The following is a 19438-nucleotide window of genomic DNA, read 5'->3' on the forward strand; positions in this document are numbered from 1 at the left end:
CCGGTCGAGCGTTAACTATCCGCTTATGTCCGATGAGTGGCGTACCGGTGAAGTGTCCCTGTCTGTCAGTCTGTCCGCCGCCCCGCTCACCGGCCCGTCCGCCGGTACGCCGTCGCTTTCCGGCTCCCCGTTCCGTACCTCCGCTCCCACGCCTCCGGAAGGTCCTGAGGGTCCGTCCCCGGCCGGGACGAACAGCATCGTCGGGTGGTGCGGCAGCCGCAGACCGTCCAGGGCCAGAGCGCGCGCGATCCGGAGTGCGCCGGTCAGCGGATCGCCCGTCCCGGTGGTCACGCGGGCCTGCGGAACCAGCCGCGCCAGCTCCTCACGCACCGGTCCGAGCAGAGGCTCGCCCATCCGGAACAGCCCGCCCGTCAGGGCCACTTCGCAGACGTCGCCGCCCTCGGGGCCGGCCGTCGGGCAGACGGCCGCCGCCGCTTCGGCGATATGCGCGGCCGCCTCCCGCAGAATGCCCGCCGCGACCTCGTCCGCTCCGGCGCACGCCGCCACCTCGGGGGCGAACGAGGCGAGCACGGCCGGGCGGTCGGAGCGCGGGTAGAGCAGCCCCGGCAGCCCCTCGGCGGGTCCGAACACGGCGTGCAGCCGGGCCAGCAGGGCGGGGGAGCCGCCGCGCCGCCCGTCGTGGGCGCGCATCGCCGCGTCGAGCCCCGCCCGGCCGATCCACGCACCGCCGCCGCTGTCACCCAGAAGATGACCCCAGCCGTCGGCCCGGTGCCACTCCGTGAGGTCCGTGCCGAGGGCGATCATGCCCGTGCCGCCCGCGACGACCGCCCCGGGACGCTGTCCCACCGCGCCCGCGTACGCCGTCACCGCGTCGGCGGCCAGCGCCATCCGGCGTACGCCCAGCGCTTCCGCGAGCGCACCGGGCAGCTCCGCCCGCAACCGCCCGCCGAGCGTGGCCATTCCGGCGGCCCCGATCGCGAACGCGGCGATCTGTCCGAGGGCGACCTGCCCAGAGGGGTCGGCCGCGCCACCGGCACCGGCCCGCTCCAGCAACTCCGTCACCGCGGGCAGCAGTTGTTCCAGCAGATGGGCCGCGTCGATCCCCCCGGCCCCCGTCCGCACCGGCTCGGCGCAGACAGCCGTGAACGGCGGTCCGTCCGTGTCCACCCGGCCGAGCGCCACCCGCAGCCCCGACCCGCCGGAGTCGACCCCGAGGACATACGCCTCAGGGGTGGGTGCGGGGGACGGGGCGTCGGTCACGGCAGGCGCCAGTCGACCGGCTGCGCCCCCTGGCGCTCCAGCAGTTCGTTGACCCGGCTGAACGGGCGCGAGCCGAAGAACCCGCGGTCGGCCGACATGGGCGAGGGGTGCGAGGACTCGATCGCGGGGAAGTCGCCCAGCTGCGGGCGGAGGTTGCGGGCGTCCCGCCCCCACAGGACCGACACCAGCGGCGTGCCCCGGCCCACCAGCGCCTTGATCGCCTGCTCGGTCACCTCTTCCCAGCCCTTGCCCCGGTGCGCGGCGGGCCGCCGGGGCGCGGTGGTCAGCGCCCTGTTCAGCAGCAGCACCCCCTGCCGGGTCCACGGCGTGAGGTCGCCGTTGGACGGCCTCGGCAGGCCGAGGTCCGCGTGCAGCTCCCGGAAGATGTTCTCCAGGCTGCCCGGCAGCGGCCGGACATCGGGCGCCACGGCGAAGCTCAGCCCGATCGCGTGCCCCGGGGTCGGATACGGGTCCTGGCCGACGACGAGGACCCGCACCTCCTCGAACGGCTGCTGGAACGCCCGCAGTACGTTGGCCCCGGAGGGCAGATACGTACGGCCCGCGGCGATCTCCGCGCGGAGGAAGTCGCCCATAGCGGCGATGCGTTCGGCGACGGGTTCGAGGGCGTCGGCCCACCCCGGCTCGATGATCTCTTTCAACGGTCGTGCTGCCACGCGCCGCACTCTACTGGTGATACGACCACTCCGATCAACTGCCGTCAGCCGGGGGCCGCTCTCCCCCCCGGGCCCCGTCACTCAGCCGAGAGCCACCGCCCGGACGCAGAGCACGTCCGGCAGATGTGAGGCGAGCTGCTGCCAGCTGTCGCCGTCGTCCGCGCTCGCGTACAACTCGCCGTTGCGGTTGCCGAAGTAGATCCCGGCGGGATCCGCGTCGTCCGTGCAGAGCGCGTCGCGCAGCACCGTGCCGTAGTGCTCCCCGCCCGGCAGCCCCACCGTCAGCGGCTCCCAGGTGCGCCCCGCGTCGGGCGTCCGGAAGACCCGGCAGCGGTGCTCCGCCGGGACCCGGTCGGCGTCGGCGTTGATCGGGAAGACGTACGCCGTGTCGCCGCGGTGCGGGTGCGCCACGGCGGCGAACCCGAAGTCGGAGGGCAGGCCCGCGCCGATGTCGCTCCAGCTGTCGCCCGCGTCGTCGCTGCGGAAGACGCCCCAGTGGTTCTGGAGGTAGAGCCGGTCCGGGTCGGCCGCGTCCCGGGTGACCTTGTGGACGCACTGGCCGAACTCCGGGTCCGGATCCGGCAGGAAGACCGCCGAGACGCCCTTGTTCGCCGGCTCCCAGCTCTCCCCGCCGTCCTTCGTCCGGAACACGCCCGCCGTCGAGACCGCGACCGTCACCGCACGCGGGTCCCGGCGGTCGGTGAGGATGGTGTGCAGCCCCTCCCCGCCGCCGCCCGGCTCCCACTTGGAGCGCGTCGGGTGCTCCCAGAGCGGGCGGACCAGCTCGAAGGACTCGCCCCGGTCCTCGGATCGGAACAGGGCGGCCGGCTCGGTGCCCGCGTAGACCACGTCCGGGGCCTCGGGGCCGGCCGGCTGCAACTGCCAGACCCGCTCCAGCGACGCCCCGGTGAACTCGGGGAACTTCACCGCCGGACGCTGCGGCTCGACCCAGCTCTCGCCCAGGTCGTCGGAGTGGAAGACGGACGGCCCCCAGTGCGCGCTGTCACCGCCCGCCAGCAGCCGGGGCGTGGTCCCACGGGTGTCGATGGCTACTGAATAGATCGCCTGCGCGTTGAAGTGCGGCCCCTCGATCTTCCAGTTCCCCTCGCGCCTGCGGCCGATGAAGAGACCTTTGCGGGTGCCCACGGTGAGGAGTACGTCGGTCATGGTGGAGACCTCCCGATTACGCCGTTGTACCGGATGTGAGCCAGTCTGCACCCGACCACTGACAGTGGCCCGCGGACGCTCCCGGCGGGTCAGGTCATCGGCCCTCGTACGTAGCTCCCGCGTCCCCCACGGCGACCGCTCCCTTGACCGCCGTCCGGCGGCGGACCTAGCGTTGGCGCGGCGTAGAAAGCGCTTGCAGTCCCCTGGCGAGCCCCGAGACCCTGGAGCACCCGTGGTGACCTTCGAAGGACTGCCCGGCGCCGTCGCCGTCTCGCACCTGACCGTCTACGACTGGCCCGCCGCCGACGGCCTGCGCGGCGGCACCCCGCACCTGCACCTCACCTGCTCCGAGGGGTACGTGGTGGTCGGCGGCACCGGCTCCGTACAGACCCTCACCGCCACCGGATTCCGGCAGACGCCCCTGGCGCCCGGGGCGCTCGTCTGGTTCACCCCGGGCACCATCCACCGGCTGGTCAACGAGGACGGGCTGCGCGTCGTCGTGCTCATGCAGAACAGCGGGCTGCCCGAGGCCGGCGACGCCGTCCTCACGCTCCCGCCCGCCCTCCTCGCCGGCCCGGACGTCTACGGCGCCGCCGCGGCGCTGCCCCCGGACGGTACGGAGGCCGAGCGGGAGCACGCCGCCCGCGCCCGGCGTGACCTCGCCGTGGAGGGATTCCTCGCCCTGCGCGAGGCGGCGGAGGCGGGCGACCCGGAGCCCCTCGCCGCGTTCCACCGCGCCGCCGCCGCGCTCGTCCGGCCCCGGGTGGGGGAGTGGCGCGCCCGCTGGGAGCAGGGTGCCGCCGTGGCCGCCGCCGCGACGGCCGCCCAGCTCGACGCGCTGGGGCGCGGCGCCGGGGGCTATCTGGCGGAGGCACGGGTGCACGGGCAAAGGCCCGTGGAGCGGGGGCGGTTCGGGATGTGCGGCCGCCTGGACGTCTACCGGGTCTGAGCGGTCTCCGGGGAGCCCGGAGCCCGCACGGCGGGGGTGGAGTCACGCGGGCAGGTCAGCAGCCGCGTGGTGCTGCCGTCGTCCTCCTGGATGTCCCGGACGTGGACGAAGCCGATCCGGCCCAGCACGGCCAGCGAGGCGGCGTTCTCGGCGGCCACGGTCGCGTGCACCTCCGCCAGTCCGAGGGTGTCGAACCCGTGCCCGACGAGAGCGAGCGCCAGCTCCGTACCGAGGCCACGGCCCCAGGCTCCGGGGGCGAGCGCGTAGATGATCTCGTGCCCGCCGGAGGCCTCGGTCGGCTTGATCTCGGCGTGCCCCACGAGCTCGCCGCCGACCTTGACCGCCCAGACCTCGAAACGGTTCTCGGCATAGACCTTGGTGAAGATCCGGCCGAAGAGCGCCCGGTCCTCGGCCTCCGTGGACGGCCCGTCGCCCATCCACCGGGAGACCGAGGCGTCCTGGAACAGGGCGACGAACTCCTCCTCGTCGGCGGGCGTGTACGGGGTCAGCAACAGGCGGTCGGTGCGCAGCAAAGGATTCACAGGGGGTGAAGCTACGTGCGGCCGGATTCCCGGCACAACCGAATTCCGCTGGTCAGTGGTGCGCGGCTCAGCTGAGATGCTGGAGCGGCACACACCACAGCGGCACACACCACAGCGGCAGGCACCCGCAGCGGCAGGCACCGCACGACCGGGCACGAGGAGCAGACGATGCGCAGCGGGATCACGGACGCCGACGGTCACGACGTGCCGGTGGCGGTGGCTCCGGGGGAGGCCGGACCCGATCCCCGTGTCTCCGTGACGCTGACGCCCCCGGCGGGCGAGCTGCGCTGGTCGTGCACCCCGGCCGCAGCCCGGGAGCTGGCCGCCGCGCTGGTCCGGGCGGCCGAGGAGACGGAGAACGCGTCCGACGAGGGGCCGGTCACGGTCCCGGCGGGCGAGCTGCGGCGCGGTGACGTACGGGACGGTGACCGTTCCATGACCGTGGACGGCGTACGGACCGACGGCTCCACGGCCCACGTCACCTGGAGGTCCGGCGCGGGCCGTACCTGGAACCAGAGTTACGACGTCAACACCGCGATCACCCTCAGGCGTCGGCTGCCCGGCGACCGCTGAAGCCTTCGCCCGCAGGTCCGGTGGCCGTCCGGCCGCCCATCCTGCCGCCAGGAGCGGCCACTTCGGTCTCCGGCCCGCCCTCCGCCTCGCTAGGCTGGCCGTGATGTTCACCGACCAGGGACCCACCCTCCGCGAACTGGCCGTCCAGGCGCTCTCGTCGACCGAGCGCGGCTACGACCTCCTCGCCCCGAAGTTCGACCACACGCCCTACCGGACCCCGGACCGGGTCCTCGACAGCGTCACCCGGGCGCTGGAGCCGCTCGGCCCCTTCGATACCGGCCTCGACGTCTGCTGCGGCACCGGCGCGGGCGTGGGCGTGCTGCGGCAGGTGTGCCGGGAGAGGGTCGCCGGGGTCGACTTCAGCGCGGGCATGCTCGCGGAGGCCCGTACGGCGCTCCCGCCGATGGACGGCGGACCGGCGGTCGACTGGGTACGGGCCGACGCCCTGGCGCTCCCGTTCGCCCCGGCCTTCGATCTGGCCCTGAGCATCGGTGCGTTCGGCCATTTCCTGCCCGCTGACCGCTTCGGGCTCTTCGCCGAGGTGTACGGGTCGCTCCGGCCGGGCGGCCGCTTCGTCTTCCCGATCGGCGCCCCGCCGGCCGTGGGGTCGCGCGCCTACTGGTCGCTCCTCGGCTTCGACGCGGCGATGCGGGTGCGCAACGCCCTGTGGCGCCCGAAGTTCATCATGTACTACCGCACGTTCCGGCTCTCCGACGTGCTCGACGACCTGACCGACGCCGGATTCAGCGTGCGGCTGATGGCCCTGACCGACCTGGGGCAGCGCCCCGACGGCTCCCCGCGCGCCCGCCTGGTGGTGGCCACCCGGGAGTGACGCGGGCGCCCCGGTGCCAGGCTCTCACCCCTCCTCGCCCCGCGCCGCCGCCAGCAGCCCCTGCCAGTCGGGGATCTTCACCGGCCCCCGCCCCAGCGAACGCCCAAGGGCCGCCTCCGCGCGCTCGATCGACAGCCAGCCGTCCCACTCCACCGGCCGCAGCCCCCACGCCCGCAGCACGGCCAGCGGGTCCTGTGCGGCCGGCCGGCGGGCGAGCAGGGGCGCGTCCTCGATCAGCGAGGCGACGGTCTCCTTGGCGCAGGACCGGTTGGAACCGATCACCCCGGTCGGCCCCCGCTTGATCCACCCCGCCACGTACTCCCCGGGCGAGGGCACCCCGTCCCGCAGGACCCGCCCCGCCGCGTGCGGCACCGTCCCGCGCACCGGGTCGAAGGGCAGGCCGGGCAGCTCCACCCCGCGGTAGCCGACGGCCCGCAGCACGAGCTGCGCCTCGACGTCCTCGTACGCACCTGTGTCCTGGACGCCCCCGGCACCGTCCGGAGCCGTACGCGCGAACCGCACCCCCGCCACCCGCCCGCCGCGCTCCAGCAGCTCCACCGGCCGCAGGAAGAACCGCAGCCGGATCCGGCGTGCGGCATCGGCCGCCGCGGGCTCTCCCAGCGCCGACCAGCCGCGCAGCACGTCCAGGTTCCGCCGCACCACCGCGGGCAACGGCAGCCCCTCCTGGGCCGCGTACGCCGGGTCCATGGCCAGCTCCGCCGGGTCGACGACGACCCGCGCCCCGGGCAGCGCCCCCAGCTCGCGCAGCTCCTTGGTGGTGAACCGGGCCTGGGAGGGGCCGCGCCTCCCCGCGATGTGAACCTCGCGCACCCGGCTGCCGGCGAGCGCCCCGAGCGCGGCCCTCGGCACATCGGTGGCGCGCAGTTCGTCCGCGCCGCGCGCCAGGATCCGGGCCACGTCGACCGCCACGTTGCCGACCCCGATCACCACGGCCGAGCGGGCTTCCAGGGCGAAGCCGTCGGGGGCGATGTCCGGGTGGGCGCTGTACCAGGAGACGAACCGGGTGGCGGACCAGCTCCCCGGCAGATCCTCGCCCGGCACCGCCAGCGGGCGGTCGGCGGCGGCCCCGACGCAGTAGACGACCGCGTGGTACAGCTCCGCCAGACGGGCCGGGGGGACACCGCCCGCCCCGCCGATCTGCACATGGCCGACGAACGTGACCCGCTCGTCCTCCAGGACCGCCCGCAGGCTGTTCTGGAGCGACTTGATCTTCTCGTGGTCGGGGGCGACCCCGTACCGCACCAGGCCGTACGGGGTGGGCAGCCGGTCCAGGACGTGCACGCGCACCTCGGGCACGAGCGACTGGTTCAGCAGGGCCTGGGCCGTGTAGACCCCGCTGGGACCGGAACCGACGACGGCGACACGGAGCACGGCGCACCTCTTCCCGGAGGGGTGCTTTCCAGCATCGCACCGACGGCCGGAACACGGGAGGTCCGCGGCCGTGTCACCCGGACCGCACCAAGCCGCACCGCACCGGACCGGTCCGGACCACTCCGGACCGCGGCGCGTCGCTCACGTCATCAGCGTGCGCATCCGGTTGATCTCCACCGTCTGCTGGGCGGCGACATCGCTCGCCATCTCTTCGACGAACACGTCATTCCCCTCGGAGAGCGCCTCCGTGGCCATGGTGATCGCCCCCTGGTGGTGGGTGATCATCAGCTCCAGGAAGAGCTGGTCGAAGGCCTTGCCCTTCGCCGCGCGCAACTCCTTCAGCTGCGCTTCGGTGGCCATACCGGGCATCCCGGCATGGTCGTGGGGCTGTTTGCGGTCCTCGCCACCGTTCCTTTTCAGCCAACCTTCCATGGCGCCGATCTCCGGTTTCTGGCCTGCGGATATGCGCTCGGCCAGCCTCTTCACGACTGCGGCGGAGGCTCGTTCCGGGGCGAGTTCGGTCATCACGAGGGCCTGGGAGTGGTGCTCGATCATCATCTGCGCATAGCGGAAGTCGGCGGAGTTCGCGGTGTCCCTGCTCGCCTCCTTCGCCGCCTCCTCGGCGGTGAGCGTCCGGGCGGGCTCGCCCGGTCTGCCGGGGGCCACCACCCCCGGACCTGCGTCCTTGCCCGCGGCGGGCTTCGTGTCGCCGCCGTCACCGTCGCAGCCGCCCAGGGCGAGAACGGCGGCGGTCACCGCTGCCGCGAGGACGGTTGCGCGCAGACGGGCGGACGGACGGTGGATCAACACGGGGACCTCCTGTGCCACATGGGGGTGTTGCAGACCGTTCCTAGCACGCTTCCGCGGGCCCAAAGATCAAAAACTTCATTACGTCTCTGTTGCCATCTGTTGATGTGTACATGGGAGGGACGATACTGCCGGGGTCCGTGAACCGTTCGAACCCCGAACGGATACAAGGGAGGACGCAGTGATCTCGTTGCACACCACCCGCGTGCGGCGCAGACGTCTGGGCGTGGCAGCAGCCGCGGCCGGGCTCTTCGCCGCGCTGCTGACAGCCGCACCCGCAGCGGCGACGCCCGACCCGGGCGACGCTCCGGTCGACCGCGGCTCCGTGACCACCAGTCAGCAGGCCGAGGCCCGCGCCGCCATCCGCGGCGGTGACATACCCGGCGTGGACGAGATCGTCCACAGCTCGAACATCAAGCACCTGACGAGCGTCCCGAAGGGCGCCCTGAAGGGCACCAACACCGACCTCGCGTTCCAGGGCAAGTACGCCTACGTCGGCAACTACGACGGCTTCGTCATCTACGACATCAGCAACCCGAAGAAGCCGAAGACGGTCTCCGAGGTCCTCTGCCCGGGCGGGCAGAACGACATCTCGGTCTCCGGGAACCTGCTGTTCCTGTCCACCGACTCCTCGCGCAGCGACGACTCCTGCTCCAGCACCACCCAGCCCGCCACGGAGAAGTCCTCCTGGGAGGGCATGAAGATCTTCGACATCAGCAACAAGCGCAACCCCCGGTACATCGCGGCTGTCGAGACCGCCTGCGGCTCGCACACCCACACCCTCGTGCCGGACGGCAAGAAGAACATCTACATCTACGTCTCCTCGTACTCGCCGAACGAGACGTTCCCCGACTGCCAGCCGCCGCACGACGGCATCTCCATCATCAAGGTTCCGGTCAAGAAGCCGCAGAAGGCCAAGATCGTGGACTTCCCGGTGCTCTTCCCGGACGGCGGTAACCCGGGAGCGCCCACGAACCCGGGCGTCACCAAGACGTCGGGCTGCCACGACATCACGGTCCTGCCCTCCCAGGACCTGGCCGCCGGTGCCTGCATGGGTGACGGCATCCTGTTCTCCATCAAGGACCCGGCACGCCCGAAGATCATCGACCGGGTCCAGGACAACGTGAACTTCGCGTTCTGGCACTCGGCCACCTTCAACCAGGGCGCCAAGAAGGTCGTCTTCACCGACGAGCTCGGCGGCGGCGGCGCGGCCACCTGCAACGAGGAGATCGGGCCCAAGCGCGGTGCCAACGGCATCTACGACATCGTCGGCAAGGGCGACCATCGCAAGCTGGTCTTCCGCAGCTACTTCAAGATCGACCGCCACCAGGCCGACGTCGAGGTCTGCGTCGCCCACAACGGCTCGATCATCCCGGTGAAGGGCAAGGACCTGATGGTCCAGGCCTGGTACCAGGGCGGCATCTCCGTCTGGGACTTCACCGACTCGGCCAAGCCGAAGGAGATCGCCTTCTTCGAGCGCGGCCCGGTGACGCTCGACCAGGTCACCACGGCAGGCCCCTGGTCGGCGTACTACTACAACGGCCACATCTACTCCAGCGACATCGCCAAGGGCTTCGACGTGCTGAAGCTGAACGACCGGCGCACCGACCCGGCGGACCGGGTCAAGCTGGACGAGCTCAACGTGCAGACGCAGCCGGACTACTTCGCCCGCTGATCCGTCGGCGGGCAGCGTTCTCCGGTTCGTCCCGCACTCACAGGGCCGGCGTGCGCCGGGCGGTTCTTCCCGCCCGGCGCACGCCGGCCCCGCGCGTGGACGCGGGCGCCGCAGATTATTCATTGACCGATGAGCCGGGCCGGGACATGCTGTATGCCGCGCCTGGATCCGGCGACGCGGGGGATCGCCGGAGTCAGGTGTGTTTCCCCCGGGGGAGCGGCTCCGGTCCCGGGCTCAGACGGCGGTACGGGCGTTGCCGCCGGTCGCGGCGGCCCACTCCACGAGCAGACGCTGGTACTCCGCCTCGTCCTGCGGGGACAGGTAGCCGCCCGAGCGCTGCCACAGGCCGCGGATGTCCGCGTTGACCTCTGTGGCGGAGCGCGTGGAAACGGACGACGACGACATCGGGGACATGCATACAAGGCTACGGCCCCGATCCGATGATCCGACCCCATGCGGGACGGGATATCCCTCACACGGCGGGGGTTCGGGGCGGGATTTCGGTCACACTCCGGGCTCCGGCGCCCTGCGGGACACGCTCCGGGCGTATCCGGCGGCGGTGAACGCCACCACCGCCACCCCCAGCAGCGTCCCGCCCACCACATCGGTCAGCCAGTGCACCCCCAGGTACACCCGGGTCACCGCCACCCCGATCACCGAGACCACCGCCACGGCCACCGCACCGGCCCACAGCGCCGGCCCCGCTCCGTACAGCCGCAGCAGCCACAGGAGCAGCCCGCAGCTCACCACCGCCGTCATGGCGTGCCCGGAGGGGAAGGCCGCGAAGTGGGCCGAGTCCACCGGGTCCGGCCAGCGGGGGCGCTCGCGGTCCACGGCGGCCTTCACCCCCTGCGAGAGGAGGGAGCCGAGCAGACTGGCGGCGGCCACCCACAGGGCGAGCAGCCGCGCGCCGCGCCACCACAGGGCCACCACGGCCACCGCGATCAGCGCACGCATCGTCCACGGGTCCCAGAACCAGTCCGTCAGCACCCGGTTGACGTGGACCAGTCCCGGATCGGCCACCGCGTGCCGGTGCAGGGCATCGGCGACCTTACGGTCCAGGGACATCAGGGGTGACCACTGCGCCGCGACCAGGGCGAGGAGCACCACGAACAGCGTGAGAACCGCGGTGCCCGCTGCCAGGGCGGCCGCGGGGCGGGGGGAGCGGTCGTCCGTCCTGATGATGTGGGGGGAGTGCATGGGGTGATCCTCGCGGACACCACCGCCGGGTGGCTAACCCAGGGCGCGAAGTCCCGGAACGAAGGCCACCACGAGCGGGACGACCGGGACCAGTGCGGCCGCCGCCGTCAGACGCAGCCGACGGCCCGCCGTCAGCCGGTCGACCGGGGCCAGCAACCGGTTGACGCGCAACGGGACTTGGGCGTCCGGGGTGGGGCAGGGGCCGAAGACCCCACGGTCCTCGTTCAGCCCGACGAGGGCGAGCGCGGTCGTCAGCCGGCCGAAGCGGCGTGAGGCCACGTCGTCGGCCGCCAGCTCGACGAGCCGGTGCATCTCGTCGCGGAACGCGGCGAACACCGGGATCTGCGGGAAGCCGATGGCCAGCGCCGAGGAGCAGTGCAGCAGCCAGTCGTGCCGGGCCTGCGCGTGGCCCTGCTCATGGGCGAGTACGGCATCCAGCTGACGGCCCTTCAGCCGTCCGAGGGCGGCGGTGGTGATGACCAGCTGGGGCGCCGAACCCGGCAGCCACCAGGCGTCCGGGCGCTCACCCTCCAGCACCACGAGGCGGTCGGCGCCGGGCTCCTCGCCCGGCAGCAGCGGGGAGCGGACCAGCAGTTCCGCCCGGCGCTGCTTGCGCCGCCGCCGCGCGCGCCGGATCTCCCGCAGGAGCATCGCGCCGCTCCACAGGCCGCCCAGCGCCAGCAGCACCGCGATGACCGCCGACCAGGGCCCGTACGCGGCCAGGGCGTACGCCTCGACCACGGCGTGCGGGGCGGGGGCGAAGACATGGCCGCGCACCGCCTGCCAGGCGGCGGCCGCGCTGAACGTCATGGAGAGCGCGAACGACACGAGCACCCCGGCGACCACGCACTGCCACACCCACAGCGCCACCACCGGTTCGCGCTCCGGCCACCGGGCCCGGGCCATCAGGCGCGGGGTCACCAGAGCGGTCAGTGCACCGAGCAGCAGCAGCGCGAGGGAGACCAGCATGGCGCCAGCCTATGAGGGACGGGCGATCCGGGGGTATGGCTGCGCCCGGCAAGTGACGCAGACCACGGTTTGGAGGGCCTCTGTCTCGCGATCTGTCTCACAGAGTGAGAAGCATGGCGAACATGGCGATGCCCATCGTCAGCCGGCAGGCCATCGTCAGCTCGGTCCCCCCGCCCGCCGCGCCGCCCGCGCCGCCACCCCGGAGGCCGCCCCCACCGCCCCGTACGACGCCCTCCGCGCTGCCGCCCGCGAAGCTCGCGACGCCTGTCCCCGCCGGTATGAGGTGCCCGGCAGAGCGCAGCACGTACAGCGCGTAGTAGAGGAGCAGCACCCCCGTCAGCAGCGGGACGCCCCCGGCGCCTCCCGCCGCTCCGTGCCCGGCGTGCCCGCCCGCGCCCGCCGCCCCCGGAGCCATCGCCACCGCCATGTAGACCATGGCCAGCGAGCCGACCAGATGGTGCAGATGGTGGGCGCCGCGCCGCGCCGACCAGAGCGCCCGCAGAGCGGCGGCGCCGAACACGGCTCCGTACACCGCCCAGGTCCACTCCGGGAGCGTCAGCACCGCGGCCGGTACGGCCATCGCCGCCATGCCGAAACCCATCAGCGCCTCGCCGCGCGCGGTGCTGCGCTCCTGAGGGGTGCCGGTGCGGGTGCGCAGCAGGCAGTAGGCACCGCTCACCGCGCACAACGCCATCAGCAGCCAGCCGGCCAGGGCCCCTCCGTGCACGGCGGACCTCCCCCTCGGACGTACGGCCGGTGCGTGGCGTACAGCGGCGTACGGCACCGCTGTAGTCGATGCCCAGGCCCGGGTCGCCGAACCCGGCGCGCGGGGGCGTGAAGGGGGTGCGCCGGGGCCCGGAAGGGGCTCTCCGGGTCGCGTTACTCTCGACCCGCACGTGTGCACGGCCCGCGGAGCGCAGCAGAAAAGCATGCGGAGCAGCAGCACAGACCTGCAGAGCAGCAGCACAGAACGGAGCGACCATGGACACCGCCACGCCCCCCGGCTCGGCCCGCCTGACCTTCCGCGACGCGACCGACGCGGACGCGCCGGCGCTGGTGGCCCTCATCGAGTCCGCCTACCGCGGCGACTCCAGCCGCACCGGCTGGACCACCGAGGCCGATCTCCTGGAGGGGCAGCGGACCGACGAGGAGGGGGTGCGCGCGGTCATCAACGCTCCGGCGGGCCGGCTGCTGGCGGTCGAGCGCGACGGCGGGCTGATCGCCTGCTGCCAGCTCGAACACCGCGGTGACGCGGCGTACTTCGGGATGTTCGCGGTCCGCCCCGACTCCCAGGGCAGCGGCCTGGGCAAGGTGATCATCGCCGAGGCGGAGCGCACGGCCCGGGAGAGCTGGGGCGTGGCCGAGATGCACATGACGGTGATCTCGGCGCGCGAGGACCTGATCGCCTGGTACGAGCGGCGCGGCTACCGGCGTACGGGGCAGTTCACGCCGTTCCCGTACGGCGACGAGCGCTTCGGCATCCCGCAACGCGACGACCTGGCCTTCGAGCTCCTGGTGAAGAACATCGAAGGCCGCTAGGTTCTGTCGTCAAATGTCACGCCCACATCAGGAGTGACGCGAGCGTGACGGCCGCTTTGTAGGACTGGGCGGTTTTGTCGTAGCGGGTGGCGATGCCGCGCCACTGCTTCAGGCGGTTGAAGCACCGTTCCACGACGTTGCGGTGCCTGTAGGCCTCGCGGTCGAAGGCCGGCGGGCGGCCACCGCGACTGCCCCGCCTGGCCCGGTTGCCGACCTGGTCGGCACGCTCGGGAATCGTGTGAGGGATGCCGCGGCGGCGGAGCCAGGCGCGGATCGCTTTCGAGCTGTAGCCCTTGTCGCCCAGGACGTGATCGGGCCGGGTGCGGGGTCGCCCCGGTCCGATCCGGGGCACCCGGATCGCTTCCATCACGGCGGTGAACCGGGTGCAGTCGTTGGTGTTGCCGCCCGTGACGACGAAGCCGAGCGGACGGCCTCTGCCGTCACAGGCAAGATGAATCTTGCTGGTCAGGCCACCCCTGGACCGCCCGGGGGCCGGGTCGCGGAGCCCCCTTTTCGAGCCCCCGCCCCATGCTGGTGGGCCCGGACGATCGTGGAATCGACCGACACCAGCCACTCGATGTCGCCCGCCGCGTCCGCTTTCGCCTGGGCGGCCCGCAGCATTCGGTCGAACGTCCCGTCCGCCGCCCACCTGCGGAAACGGGTATGCAGCGTGGCCCACGGACCATAGCGCTCGGGCACGTCCCGCCAGGGCTGTCCCGGTCCGGAACTTCCACACGATCCCGTTCAGGACCCTGCGGTCGTCCAGCCGCTTCCGCCCCCGCAACGACACGGGCAGCAACGGCCGGACGAACTCCCACTCAGCATCGGACAGTTCATGGCGACGTATCACGACACCATGATCCACCAGCGATGATCATTTGAAGACACTGCCTAGGGCCGGCGGGAGGTCTGCGTCCTGGCCGACCTCCGGCGCGGCCGCGCCGCGGACGGTGGGCGATCTGGGGCGGTCCGAAATGGTCCGAGCTCCGTTGGCAGGTCATGCCAAGGCGAGCAGGTGCGCTACTTCCACACGATGGCCTCCAGGATCCGGACGGCGTTCCTGGCGCGGGACCCGGGTGGCGGCCCGGATACGTGAGGCGGCTGCGGCGCAACGGTAGGCATGGAAGTGCTGGACAAGGGTTTCGCGCTGGGCGGGAGTGCCTGGGGCGCCTACCAGGATCAGGTCCATGTGATGGGGCGTCTGCACCGATCCATCAGGGGCGATGTGGGTGACGTGCAGCGAGCACAGCAGGCGGTCGCTCATCAGTTGCCGCAGACGGCAGCGTATGTGGGTCTCGGGGTAGTGGACCTCGACGGTGTCGTCCGTGCACGAGATGTGCTCTGCCGGATCGAGGCGCTTGTCGGTGATGATGAGAGCGAAACGCGGGGCGAGGCCGCGGACCAGCGCGAGGCGCGGCCGCGGACGTGGGCGCGGTGGATGGGGCACGGAGTCCTCCTGGGGCGCTGGTGTCCGGGGCCGGGTGCGCGGAGCGGAGTGATGGCGCGGCGCCGGCGCCTTCTCACACCACGACCGGGCCCTGAACAACCTGCCCGGCGGGCGCCGGCTCGCCTACCGGGGCGCCATCGACGCCGAGAGCGCACTGGCGGGCATCGACGCCGAACTGGCCGAACACGGCCGGGTCCTGGTGATCGCCGACAGCGGGTCGCTTCCCTGGCTGACCGGATCGGCCGACGACCACGCACCGCACCTGCTCATGGTGGACGGCCTCGGCCCGGACGGTCACCGGCACGTCGTCGACGGGTTCACCGCCCTGTTCAGCAACGGCTCCCAGGACCCCTTCGCCGGCACGGTGTCCGACGAAGAGCTCAAGGGCATGCTGGCTTTTCCCCACGGCCTGTCGCCGGTCCACCGCACCCGCAACGCGCTGGCTTTCGGCTTCCCGGTGGCACCACCGGCGTACGAGACCTACCAGTGGCTGGCGGAGGAGCGGGGCACGACGAAGGAGGAACTGCCCGGTGGCCCCTGGCTGACCGGCGTCGCCGCTCTGGAGGAATCCGCGCGACTGGTGCTGGCCGACATGGACGGTGACGGTTCCCGCGGCTTGCTGGAGGACGTCTGGGCCGCAGCGCAGCACCACATCTTTCGCGACGCCCACCTGCTGACAGCGGGCACCGAACTGTCCTCGGCTGAACTGCAGACTGTCCGCTCCACCACGGCCAAGTGGCGCGAACTGCCTCGAGTGCTGCGGTTCGCCGCCAACTCCGCCCGTCGCGGACGCCCAAGGCCCTCGCTGGTCACCGGAGCGTTCGCCACTCTGGCCGAACTGGAAGCCGCCGCAGCACCGCTGCACGCCGTCCACGGTCACGGCGCCCCTGCCTCCCGGCCCGTCCGAACCCGCTCCCACACCCTGCAGGGAGGATGACCCCGGTGCCCGCCTCGCCACTCACCCTCTGGGACCGGTTCGCCGGAACGGCCGACCGTCACCCCGACCGCGTCGCCCTCGTCGTCGACTCCACCACCCTCACCTACGGCGCGCTGCGGAGGCACTCCGAGGCGCTGGCCGCCCGGCTGGGCGCGGGCGGCACGCCGCCGCGCCGGGTCGCTCTCCTCGCCCGGCGCACCCCCGTGACCTACGCCGCCTACCTGGCGGTGCAGCGGCTGGGTGCCGCGGTGATACCGATCAGCCCAGCCGCTCCGCCCGGCCGCAACGAGACCGTGGTGCGCCAGGCCGGTGCCACGCTGGTACTGGCCGACGCGGCTGCCGACGCCGGTCCGGCCGGCCGGGCCGCGCCCCTGGCACCCGTCGCCCTCACCGGGACCCCCGATGGGGCGGACCTGACCGGCATTCCCGGCCCGGGCCACCAGGACACCGCCTACATCCTCTTCACCTCCGGGTCCACCGGGCGTCCCAAGGGCGTGGTCATCCGCCATGCCAACACCGACGCCTACCTACGACACGCCGTCGAACGCACGGGCGTCGGCCCGGACAGCCGCCTGTCGCAGACCTTCGACCTCACCTTCGATCCGTCCGTCTTCGACATGTTCGTCGCCTGGAGCAGCGGAGCGGCCCTCGTCGTGCCCACCCGCGACGAACTGATGGACCCGGCCGGATTCGTGACGGAGCACCGGCTGACCCATTGGTTCTCCGTACCGTCCGTGGTTTCGCTCGCCGCTCGCCTGCGGCGGCTGGCACCCGGCTCCATGCCGACCCTGCGCTACGCGGCCTTCGCCGGCGAACCGCTCACTTTCCAGCAGGCCGGGGCGTTCGCCGCCGCCGCTCCCGGAGCCAGGCTGGACAACCTGTACGGTCCCACCGAACTGACCGTCACCTGCACCGGCCACCGCCTTCCCGCAGACCCCGCCGACTGGCGTCGCACACCGAACGGCACGGTCCCCATCGGCACCGCCCACCCCGGCGCCGAGATCCTGGTGGTGGACGAGCATCTGAACGCCGCCGACCGGGGGGAACTCCTTGTGCGCGGCCCTCAGCGGTTCCCCGGCTACCTCGACCCGGCCGACGACCCGGGCCGCTTCGCCACCGGCGAACCCGCCACCCGGCTCACCGCCTACCAGGGCGGAACGCCGACCGGTTCCGCCTGGTACCGCACCGGAGACCGTGTCGAGCGTCGCGGCGAGGACCTGGTCCATCTGGGGCGTCTGGACAGCCAGATCAAGATCAATGGCTACCGGGTCGAGCTGGGAGAGGTCGAGGAGGCACTGCGCTCCTGCCCCGGCGTCACCGACGCCGTCGTGGTGGCCCGCACCGACCGGCCGACCCCCGTCCTCCAGGCCGCCTACACCGGCGGCGCCCTCGACCCCGGGCCTCTGCTCAGGGCCCTGCAGCAGCGGCTGCCCGGATACATGGTGCCGCGCACCCTGGTGCACCTGCCCGAACTGCCCCTCAACCCCAACGGCAAGACCGACCGCGCCGCCGTGCTCGCCGCCGTGGACACCGACCGGCCCGCCGTCCCGCCCGCCGACCGCCCCGGCCCTGCCGACGCCGTCGACGCCCGCCGCACACCCCTCACGGAAGGAACCCGTTGACGTGACCGCGACATCGACCACCGACACCCCCGCCCGGCTGCCCGGCCGGGACGAGTTCTGCTCCGCCATGGCCCATCTGGCCACCGGCGTCGCCGTCATCACCACCGCGGGCCCCGACGGCCCGGTGGGCTGCACCGCCAACGCGGTGCTCTCGCTCTCCACCGAACCGCCCTCGCTCCTGGTCTCCCTCGCCAGCGCGGGCCGCACCGTGGCCCACGCCCGCGACCACGGGGCCTTCGCCGTCAACATCCTGAGCTGGCGCCGGCGGGAACTGATGGACCGTTTCGCCCGGCTGCCCGGCCCCGAACGCTTCCAAGGCGTCGACTTCCGTATGGAGGAGGGCTGCCCGGTGTTGGAGGGCACGGCCGCCGCCGTGGTCTGCCGACTCGACCAGGCCCCCACCGCGCTCGACCACACCCTGCTGATCGGCCGCGCCCTCTGGACGCGGGAGGACCCTGCCGCGCCGGCGCTCGTCCTCTACCAGCGCGGTCAGCACGCCGTGTCCGGCTGACCCCTCCCACGCGCCGACACGCCAACCCACCCGCCCCCACCCCGGACAGGACGAACCATGAGCGTCTTCACCGACATGGAATCCGAGGTCCGCAGCTACAGCCGGGCCTGGCCCACCGTCTTCACCGTCGCCCGCGGCTCCGAGCTGCGCGACGAGACCGGCCGTACCTACCTCGACTTCTTCGCGGGCGCCGGCGCCCTCAATTACGGTCACAACCCGCCCGAGCTGAAGCCGGCCCTCCTGGAGTACCTCGCCGACGACGGGATCACGCACGGGCTTGACATGCACACAGCCGCCAAGGGCGCCTTCCTGGAACACCTGCGCGACCTTGTGCTCGCCCCACGCGGCCTGGACCACCGTGTCCAATTCCCCGGGCCCGGTGGCACCAACGCGGTCGAGGCAGCGCTCAAGCTCGCCCGCAAGGTCACGGGGCGGCACAAGGTCGGCTACTTCGAACGCGGCTTCCACGGGATGACACTGGGCGCGCTCGCCGTCACAGCCAACCCGGTGAAACGCGCCGCGGCGGGCGTCCCGCTGCCCCATGCCGTGCCGATGCCCTTCGACCACCTCGCCGACGACGACGAGCGTGCCGTCACCCGGCTCCTACGGTCCCTGGAGGAGGCCTCCGCCGACGGGCCGCTCGCCGCCGTCGTGGTGGAGACCGTGCAGGGCGAAGGCGGGATCAACCCGGCCCGTCCGGCCTGGCTGAAGGCCCTCGCCTCCTGGACCGGCGTTCGTGGCACCCTGCTGGTGGTCGACGACATCCAGATGGGCTGCGGGCGCACAGGCCCGTTCTTCTCCTTCGAATCAGCCGGGATCACGCCCGACATCATCTGCCTGTCCAAGTCGATCAGCGGGTACGGGATGCCCATGGCCCTCACCCTGATGCGCCCCGAGTACGACGTATGGCAGCCCGGCGAGCACAACGGCACCTTCCGGGGCTACAACCCGGCGTTCGTCACCGCCGCCCGGGCGCTGGAAGTCTTCTGGTCCGACCACACGCTCCAGTCCAGGACCGTCACGCTGGGCGAACGGGTGCGCCGCTCGCTCACCGGGACGGCCGACCGCCACGGGCTCCCCGGTCCGCGGGGACGTGGCCTGGCCTGGGGGCTGCCGCTCGAACGCCCGGCCGCGGCCCGTGCGGTGTGCGACGCCGCCTACCGCGCGGGACTGCTGCTGGAAACGGCGGGTCCCCGGGACGAAGTGGTCAAACTCCTGCCACCGCTCACGGTGACGGACGGGGAGCTGGAGCGGGGCCTCGCGATACTCGACGAAACCGTCGCCACCGTAGTCAGTTCTCGAGCCCTCGCGGCCTGACCGAAACCTGTCCGAAGAAGCGCGCGCCCCCCGGCTCGAACGCCGGGGGTGGATGAACGGAGAG

At 72.7% G+C, this 19438-nt stretch carries 22 protein-coding genes and 1 pseudogene; 9 read left to right on the forward strand and 14 right to left on the reverse strand.

Annotated elements, in window-relative coordinates; all coding sequences use genetic code 11:
- Window positions 1-15 precede the first annotated feature (15 nt).
- The 3 genes from R2B67_RS33440 to R2B67_RS33450 form a co-directional block, all read right to left on the reverse strand.
- A complete protein-coding gene (locus tag R2B67_RS33440; RefSeq protein ID WP_317823634.1) occupies window positions 16-1221 on the reverse strand; it encodes an N-acetylglucosamine kinase in 1206 nt (401 codons plus the stop codon).
- Window positions 1218-1895, reverse strand: coding sequence for a uracil-DNA glycosylase (locus R2B67_RS33445; RefSeq protein ID WP_317823643.1), 678 nt, complete (start codon window positions 1893-1895; stop codon window positions 1218-1220). Before R2B67_RS33445 ends, R2B67_RS33440 begins: the two co-directional genes overlap by 4 nt.
- A gap of 81 nt (window positions 1896-1976) precedes the next feature.
- The gene (locus tag R2B67_RS33450; RefSeq protein WP_317823650.1) at window positions 1977-3062 is read right to left on the reverse strand and encodes a WD40/YVTN/BNR-like repeat-containing protein; all 1086 of its coding nucleotides are present in this window, start codon (window positions 3060-3062) and stop codon (window positions 1977-1979) included.
- A gap of 232 nt (window positions 3063-3294) precedes the next feature.
- Here R2B67_RS33450 and R2B67_RS33455 point away from each other — a divergent pair, with 232 nt between their 5' ends.
- On the forward strand, window positions 3295-4011 hold the full coding sequence (locus tag R2B67_RS33455) for a cupin domain-containing protein (protein ID WP_317823656.1): 717 nt from the start codon (window positions 3295-3297) through the stop codon (window positions 4009-4011).
- On the opposite strand, the gene R2B67_RS33460 is transcribed toward R2B67_RS33455, so the two are convergent.
- Entirely contained in the window at window positions 3999-4553 is a 555-nt protein-coding gene (locus R2B67_RS33460) for a GNAT family N-acetyltransferase (RefSeq protein WP_317823664.1), read from the reverse strand. The genes R2B67_RS33455 and R2B67_RS33460 overlap by 13 nt on opposite strands.
- A 168-nt stretch (window positions 4554-4721) precedes the next feature.
- On the opposite strand from R2B67_RS33460, the gene R2B67_RS33465 reads away from it, so the two are divergent.
- Together R2B67_RS33465 and R2B67_RS33470 are read left to right on the forward strand one after the other, a co-directional pair.
- Window positions 4722-5126 carry a hypothetical protein gene (locus R2B67_RS33465; protein ID WP_018515876.1) on the forward strand — a complete coding sequence of 135 codons (405 nt, stop codon included), beginning with the start codon at window positions 4722-4724 and terminating at the stop codon, window positions 5124-5126.
- 103 nt (window positions 5127-5229) lie between these two features.
- Window positions 5230-5958, forward strand: coding sequence for a class I SAM-dependent methyltransferase (locus R2B67_RS33470; RefSeq protein WP_109976714.1), 729 nt, complete (start codon window positions 5230-5232; stop codon window positions 5956-5958).
- Window positions 5959-5982: 24 nt separating this feature from the next.
- Here the strand turns inward: R2B67_RS33470 and R2B67_RS33475 are convergent, their stop codons facing one another.
- Window positions 5983-7350, reverse strand: a complete 1368-nt coding sequence (locus R2B67_RS33475; RefSeq protein ID WP_317823684.1) for an FAD-dependent oxidoreductase — start codon at window positions 7348-7350, stop codon at window positions 5983-5985.
- A 141-nt stretch (window positions 7351-7491) separates the two neighbouring features.
- Window positions 7492-8178 (reverse strand): DUF305 domain-containing protein, encoded by a 687-nt coding sequence (locus R2B67_RS33480; protein ID WP_317823691.1) that lies wholly within the window; start codon window positions 8176-8178, stop codon window positions 7492-7494.
- 160 nt (window positions 8179-8338) lie between these two features.
- Between R2B67_RS33480 and R2B67_RS33485 the strand changes: the two genes are divergently transcribed.
- Window positions 8339-9832 (forward strand): LVIVD repeat-containing protein, encoded by a 1494-nt coding sequence (locus R2B67_RS33485; protein WP_317823698.1) that lies wholly within the window; start codon window positions 8339-8341, stop codon window positions 9830-9832.
- Window positions 9833-10066: 234 nt separating this feature from the next.
- Here the strand turns inward: R2B67_RS33485 and R2B67_RS33490 are convergent, their stop codons facing one another.
- The 4 genes from R2B67_RS33490 to R2B67_RS33505 form a co-directional block, all read right to left on the reverse strand.
- Window positions 10067-10246 carry a hypothetical protein gene (locus R2B67_RS33490; RefSeq protein WP_026242188.1) on the reverse strand — a complete coding sequence of 60 codons (180 nt, stop codon included), beginning with the start codon at window positions 10244-10246 and terminating at the stop codon, window positions 10067-10069.
- Between the two features lie 90 nt (window positions 10247-10336).
- Complete coding sequence (locus R2B67_RS33495) at window positions 10337-11032, reverse strand: phosphatase PAP2 family protein (RefSeq protein WP_317823712.1); 696 nt, start codon at window positions 11030-11032, stop codon at window positions 10337-10339.
- 33 nt (window positions 11033-11065) lie between these two features.
- Window positions 11066-12001, reverse strand: coding sequence for a M56 family metallopeptidase (locus tag R2B67_RS33500; protein ID WP_109976709.1), 936 nt, complete (start codon window positions 11999-12001; stop codon window positions 11066-11068).
- A gap of 97 nt (window positions 12002-12098) precedes the next feature.
- The gene (locus R2B67_RS33505) at window positions 12099-12728 is read right to left on the reverse strand and encodes a DUF5134 domain-containing protein (RefSeq protein WP_317823718.1); all 630 of its coding nucleotides are present in this window, start codon (window positions 12726-12728) and stop codon (window positions 12099-12101) included.
- A gap of 254 nt (window positions 12729-12982) precedes the next feature.
- Between R2B67_RS33505 and R2B67_RS33510 the strand changes: the two genes are divergently transcribed.
- Window positions 12983-13540 carry a GNAT family N-acetyltransferase gene (locus tag R2B67_RS33510; RefSeq protein ID WP_317823720.1) on the forward strand — a complete coding sequence of 186 codons (558 nt, stop codon included), beginning with the start codon at window positions 12983-12985 and terminating at the stop codon, window positions 13538-13540.
- A 16-nt stretch (window positions 13541-13556) separates the two neighbouring features.
- Here R2B67_RS33510 and R2B67_RS33515 read toward each other — a convergent pair whose 3' ends face one another.
- The 4 genes and pseudogenes from R2B67_RS33515 to R2B67_RS36120 form a co-directional block, all read right to left on the reverse strand.
- The gene (locus R2B67_RS33515) at window positions 13557-14114 is read right to left on the reverse strand and encodes an IS5 family transposase (RefSeq protein WP_398869624.1); all 558 of its coding nucleotides are present in this window, start codon (window positions 14112-14114) and stop codon (window positions 13557-13559) included.
- On the reverse strand, window positions 14006-14239 hold the full coding sequence (locus R2B67_RS36110) for a hypothetical protein (RefSeq protein ID WP_398869622.1): 234 nt from the start codon (window positions 14237-14239) through the stop codon (window positions 14006-14008). The genes R2B67_RS33515 and R2B67_RS36110 overlap by 109 nt, the downstream gene beginning before the upstream one ends.
- Window positions 14240-14264: 25 nt before the next feature.
- Window positions 14265-14405 (reverse strand): annotated as a pseudogene (locus tag R2B67_RS36115) (transposase); the annotation flags it as partial.
- A gap of 132 nt (window positions 14406-14537) precedes the next feature.
- Window positions 14538-14987, reverse strand: coding sequence for a hypothetical protein (locus R2B67_RS36120; RefSeq protein ID WP_381075344.1), 450 nt, complete (start codon window positions 14985-14987; stop codon window positions 14538-14540).
- 199 nt (window positions 14988-15186) lie between these two features.
- Here R2B67_RS36120 and R2B67_RS33525 point away from each other — a divergent pair, with 199 nt between their 5' ends.
- From R2B67_RS33525 to R2B67_RS33540, 4 genes are read left to right on the forward strand one after another with little or no spacing between them, the layout of a single operon-like run.
- Entirely contained in the window at window positions 15187-15924 is a 738-nt protein-coding gene (locus R2B67_RS33525; protein ID WP_317823728.1) for a hypothetical protein, read from the forward strand.
- Window positions 15921-17546, forward strand: a complete 1626-nt coding sequence (locus tag R2B67_RS33530; protein WP_381075342.1) for an amino acid adenylation domain-containing protein — start codon at window positions 15921-15923, stop codon at window positions 17544-17546. The genes R2B67_RS33525 and R2B67_RS33530 overlap by 4 nt, the downstream gene beginning before the upstream one ends.
- Before the next feature lies 1 nt (window position 17547).
- The gene (locus R2B67_RS33535) at window positions 17548-18057 is read left to right on the forward strand and encodes a flavin reductase family protein (protein ID WP_317823741.1); all 510 of its coding nucleotides are present in this window, start codon (window positions 17548-17550) and stop codon (window positions 18055-18057) included.
- A 57-nt stretch (window positions 18058-18114) separates the two neighbouring features.
- Window positions 18115-19374 (forward strand): aspartate aminotransferase family protein, encoded by a 1260-nt coding sequence (locus R2B67_RS33540; RefSeq protein WP_317823749.1) that lies wholly within the window; start codon window positions 18115-18117, stop codon window positions 19372-19374.
- Window positions 19375-19438 lie beyond the last annotated feature (64 nt).

The sequence above is a fragment of the Streptomyces cyaneofuscatus genome (genome assembly GCF_033109485.1).
Lineage (GTDB): Bacteria > Actinomycetota > Actinomycetes > Streptomycetales > Streptomycetaceae > Streptomyces > Streptomyces cyaneofuscatus.

Excerpts from the sequence above, each read along its gene's own strand:
- R2B67_RS33450 (WP_317823650.1), bottom strand. The coding sequence starts at position 3,062 with ATGACCGACGTACTCCTCACCGTGGGCACCCGCAAAGGTCTCTTCATC.
- R2B67_RS33465 (WP_018515876.1), top strand. The coding sequence starts at position 4,722 with ATGCGCAGCGGGATCACGGACGCCGACGGTCACGACGTGCCGGTGGCG.
- R2B67_RS33470 (WP_109976714.1), top strand. The coding sequence starts at position 5,230 with ATGTTCACCGACCAGGGACCCACCCTCCGCGAACTGGCCGTCCAGGCG.
- R2B67_RS33490 (WP_026242188.1), bottom strand. The coding sequence starts at position 10,246 with ATGTCCCCGATGTCGTCGTCGTCCGTTTCCACGCGCTCCGCCACAGAG.
- R2B67_RS33495 (WP_317823712.1), bottom strand. The coding sequence starts at position 11,032 with ATGCACTCCCCCCACATCATCAGGACGGACGACCGCTCCCCCCGCCCC.
- R2B67_RS33500 (WP_109976709.1), bottom strand. The coding sequence starts at position 12,001 with ATGCTGGTCTCCCTCGCGCTGCTGCTGCTCGGTGCACTGACCGCTCTG.
- R2B67_RS33510 (WP_317823720.1), top strand. The coding sequence starts at position 12,983 with ATGGACACCGCCACGCCCCCCGGCTCGGCCCGCCTGACCTTCCGCGAC.
- R2B67_RS33530 (WP_381075342.1), top strand. The coding sequence starts at position 15,921 with ATGACCCCGGTGCCCGCCTCGCCACTCACCCTCTGGGACCGGTTCGCC.
- R2B67_RS33540 (WP_317823749.1), top strand. The coding sequence starts at position 18,115 with ATGAGCGTCTTCACCGACATGGAATCCGAGGTCCGCAGCTACAGCCGG.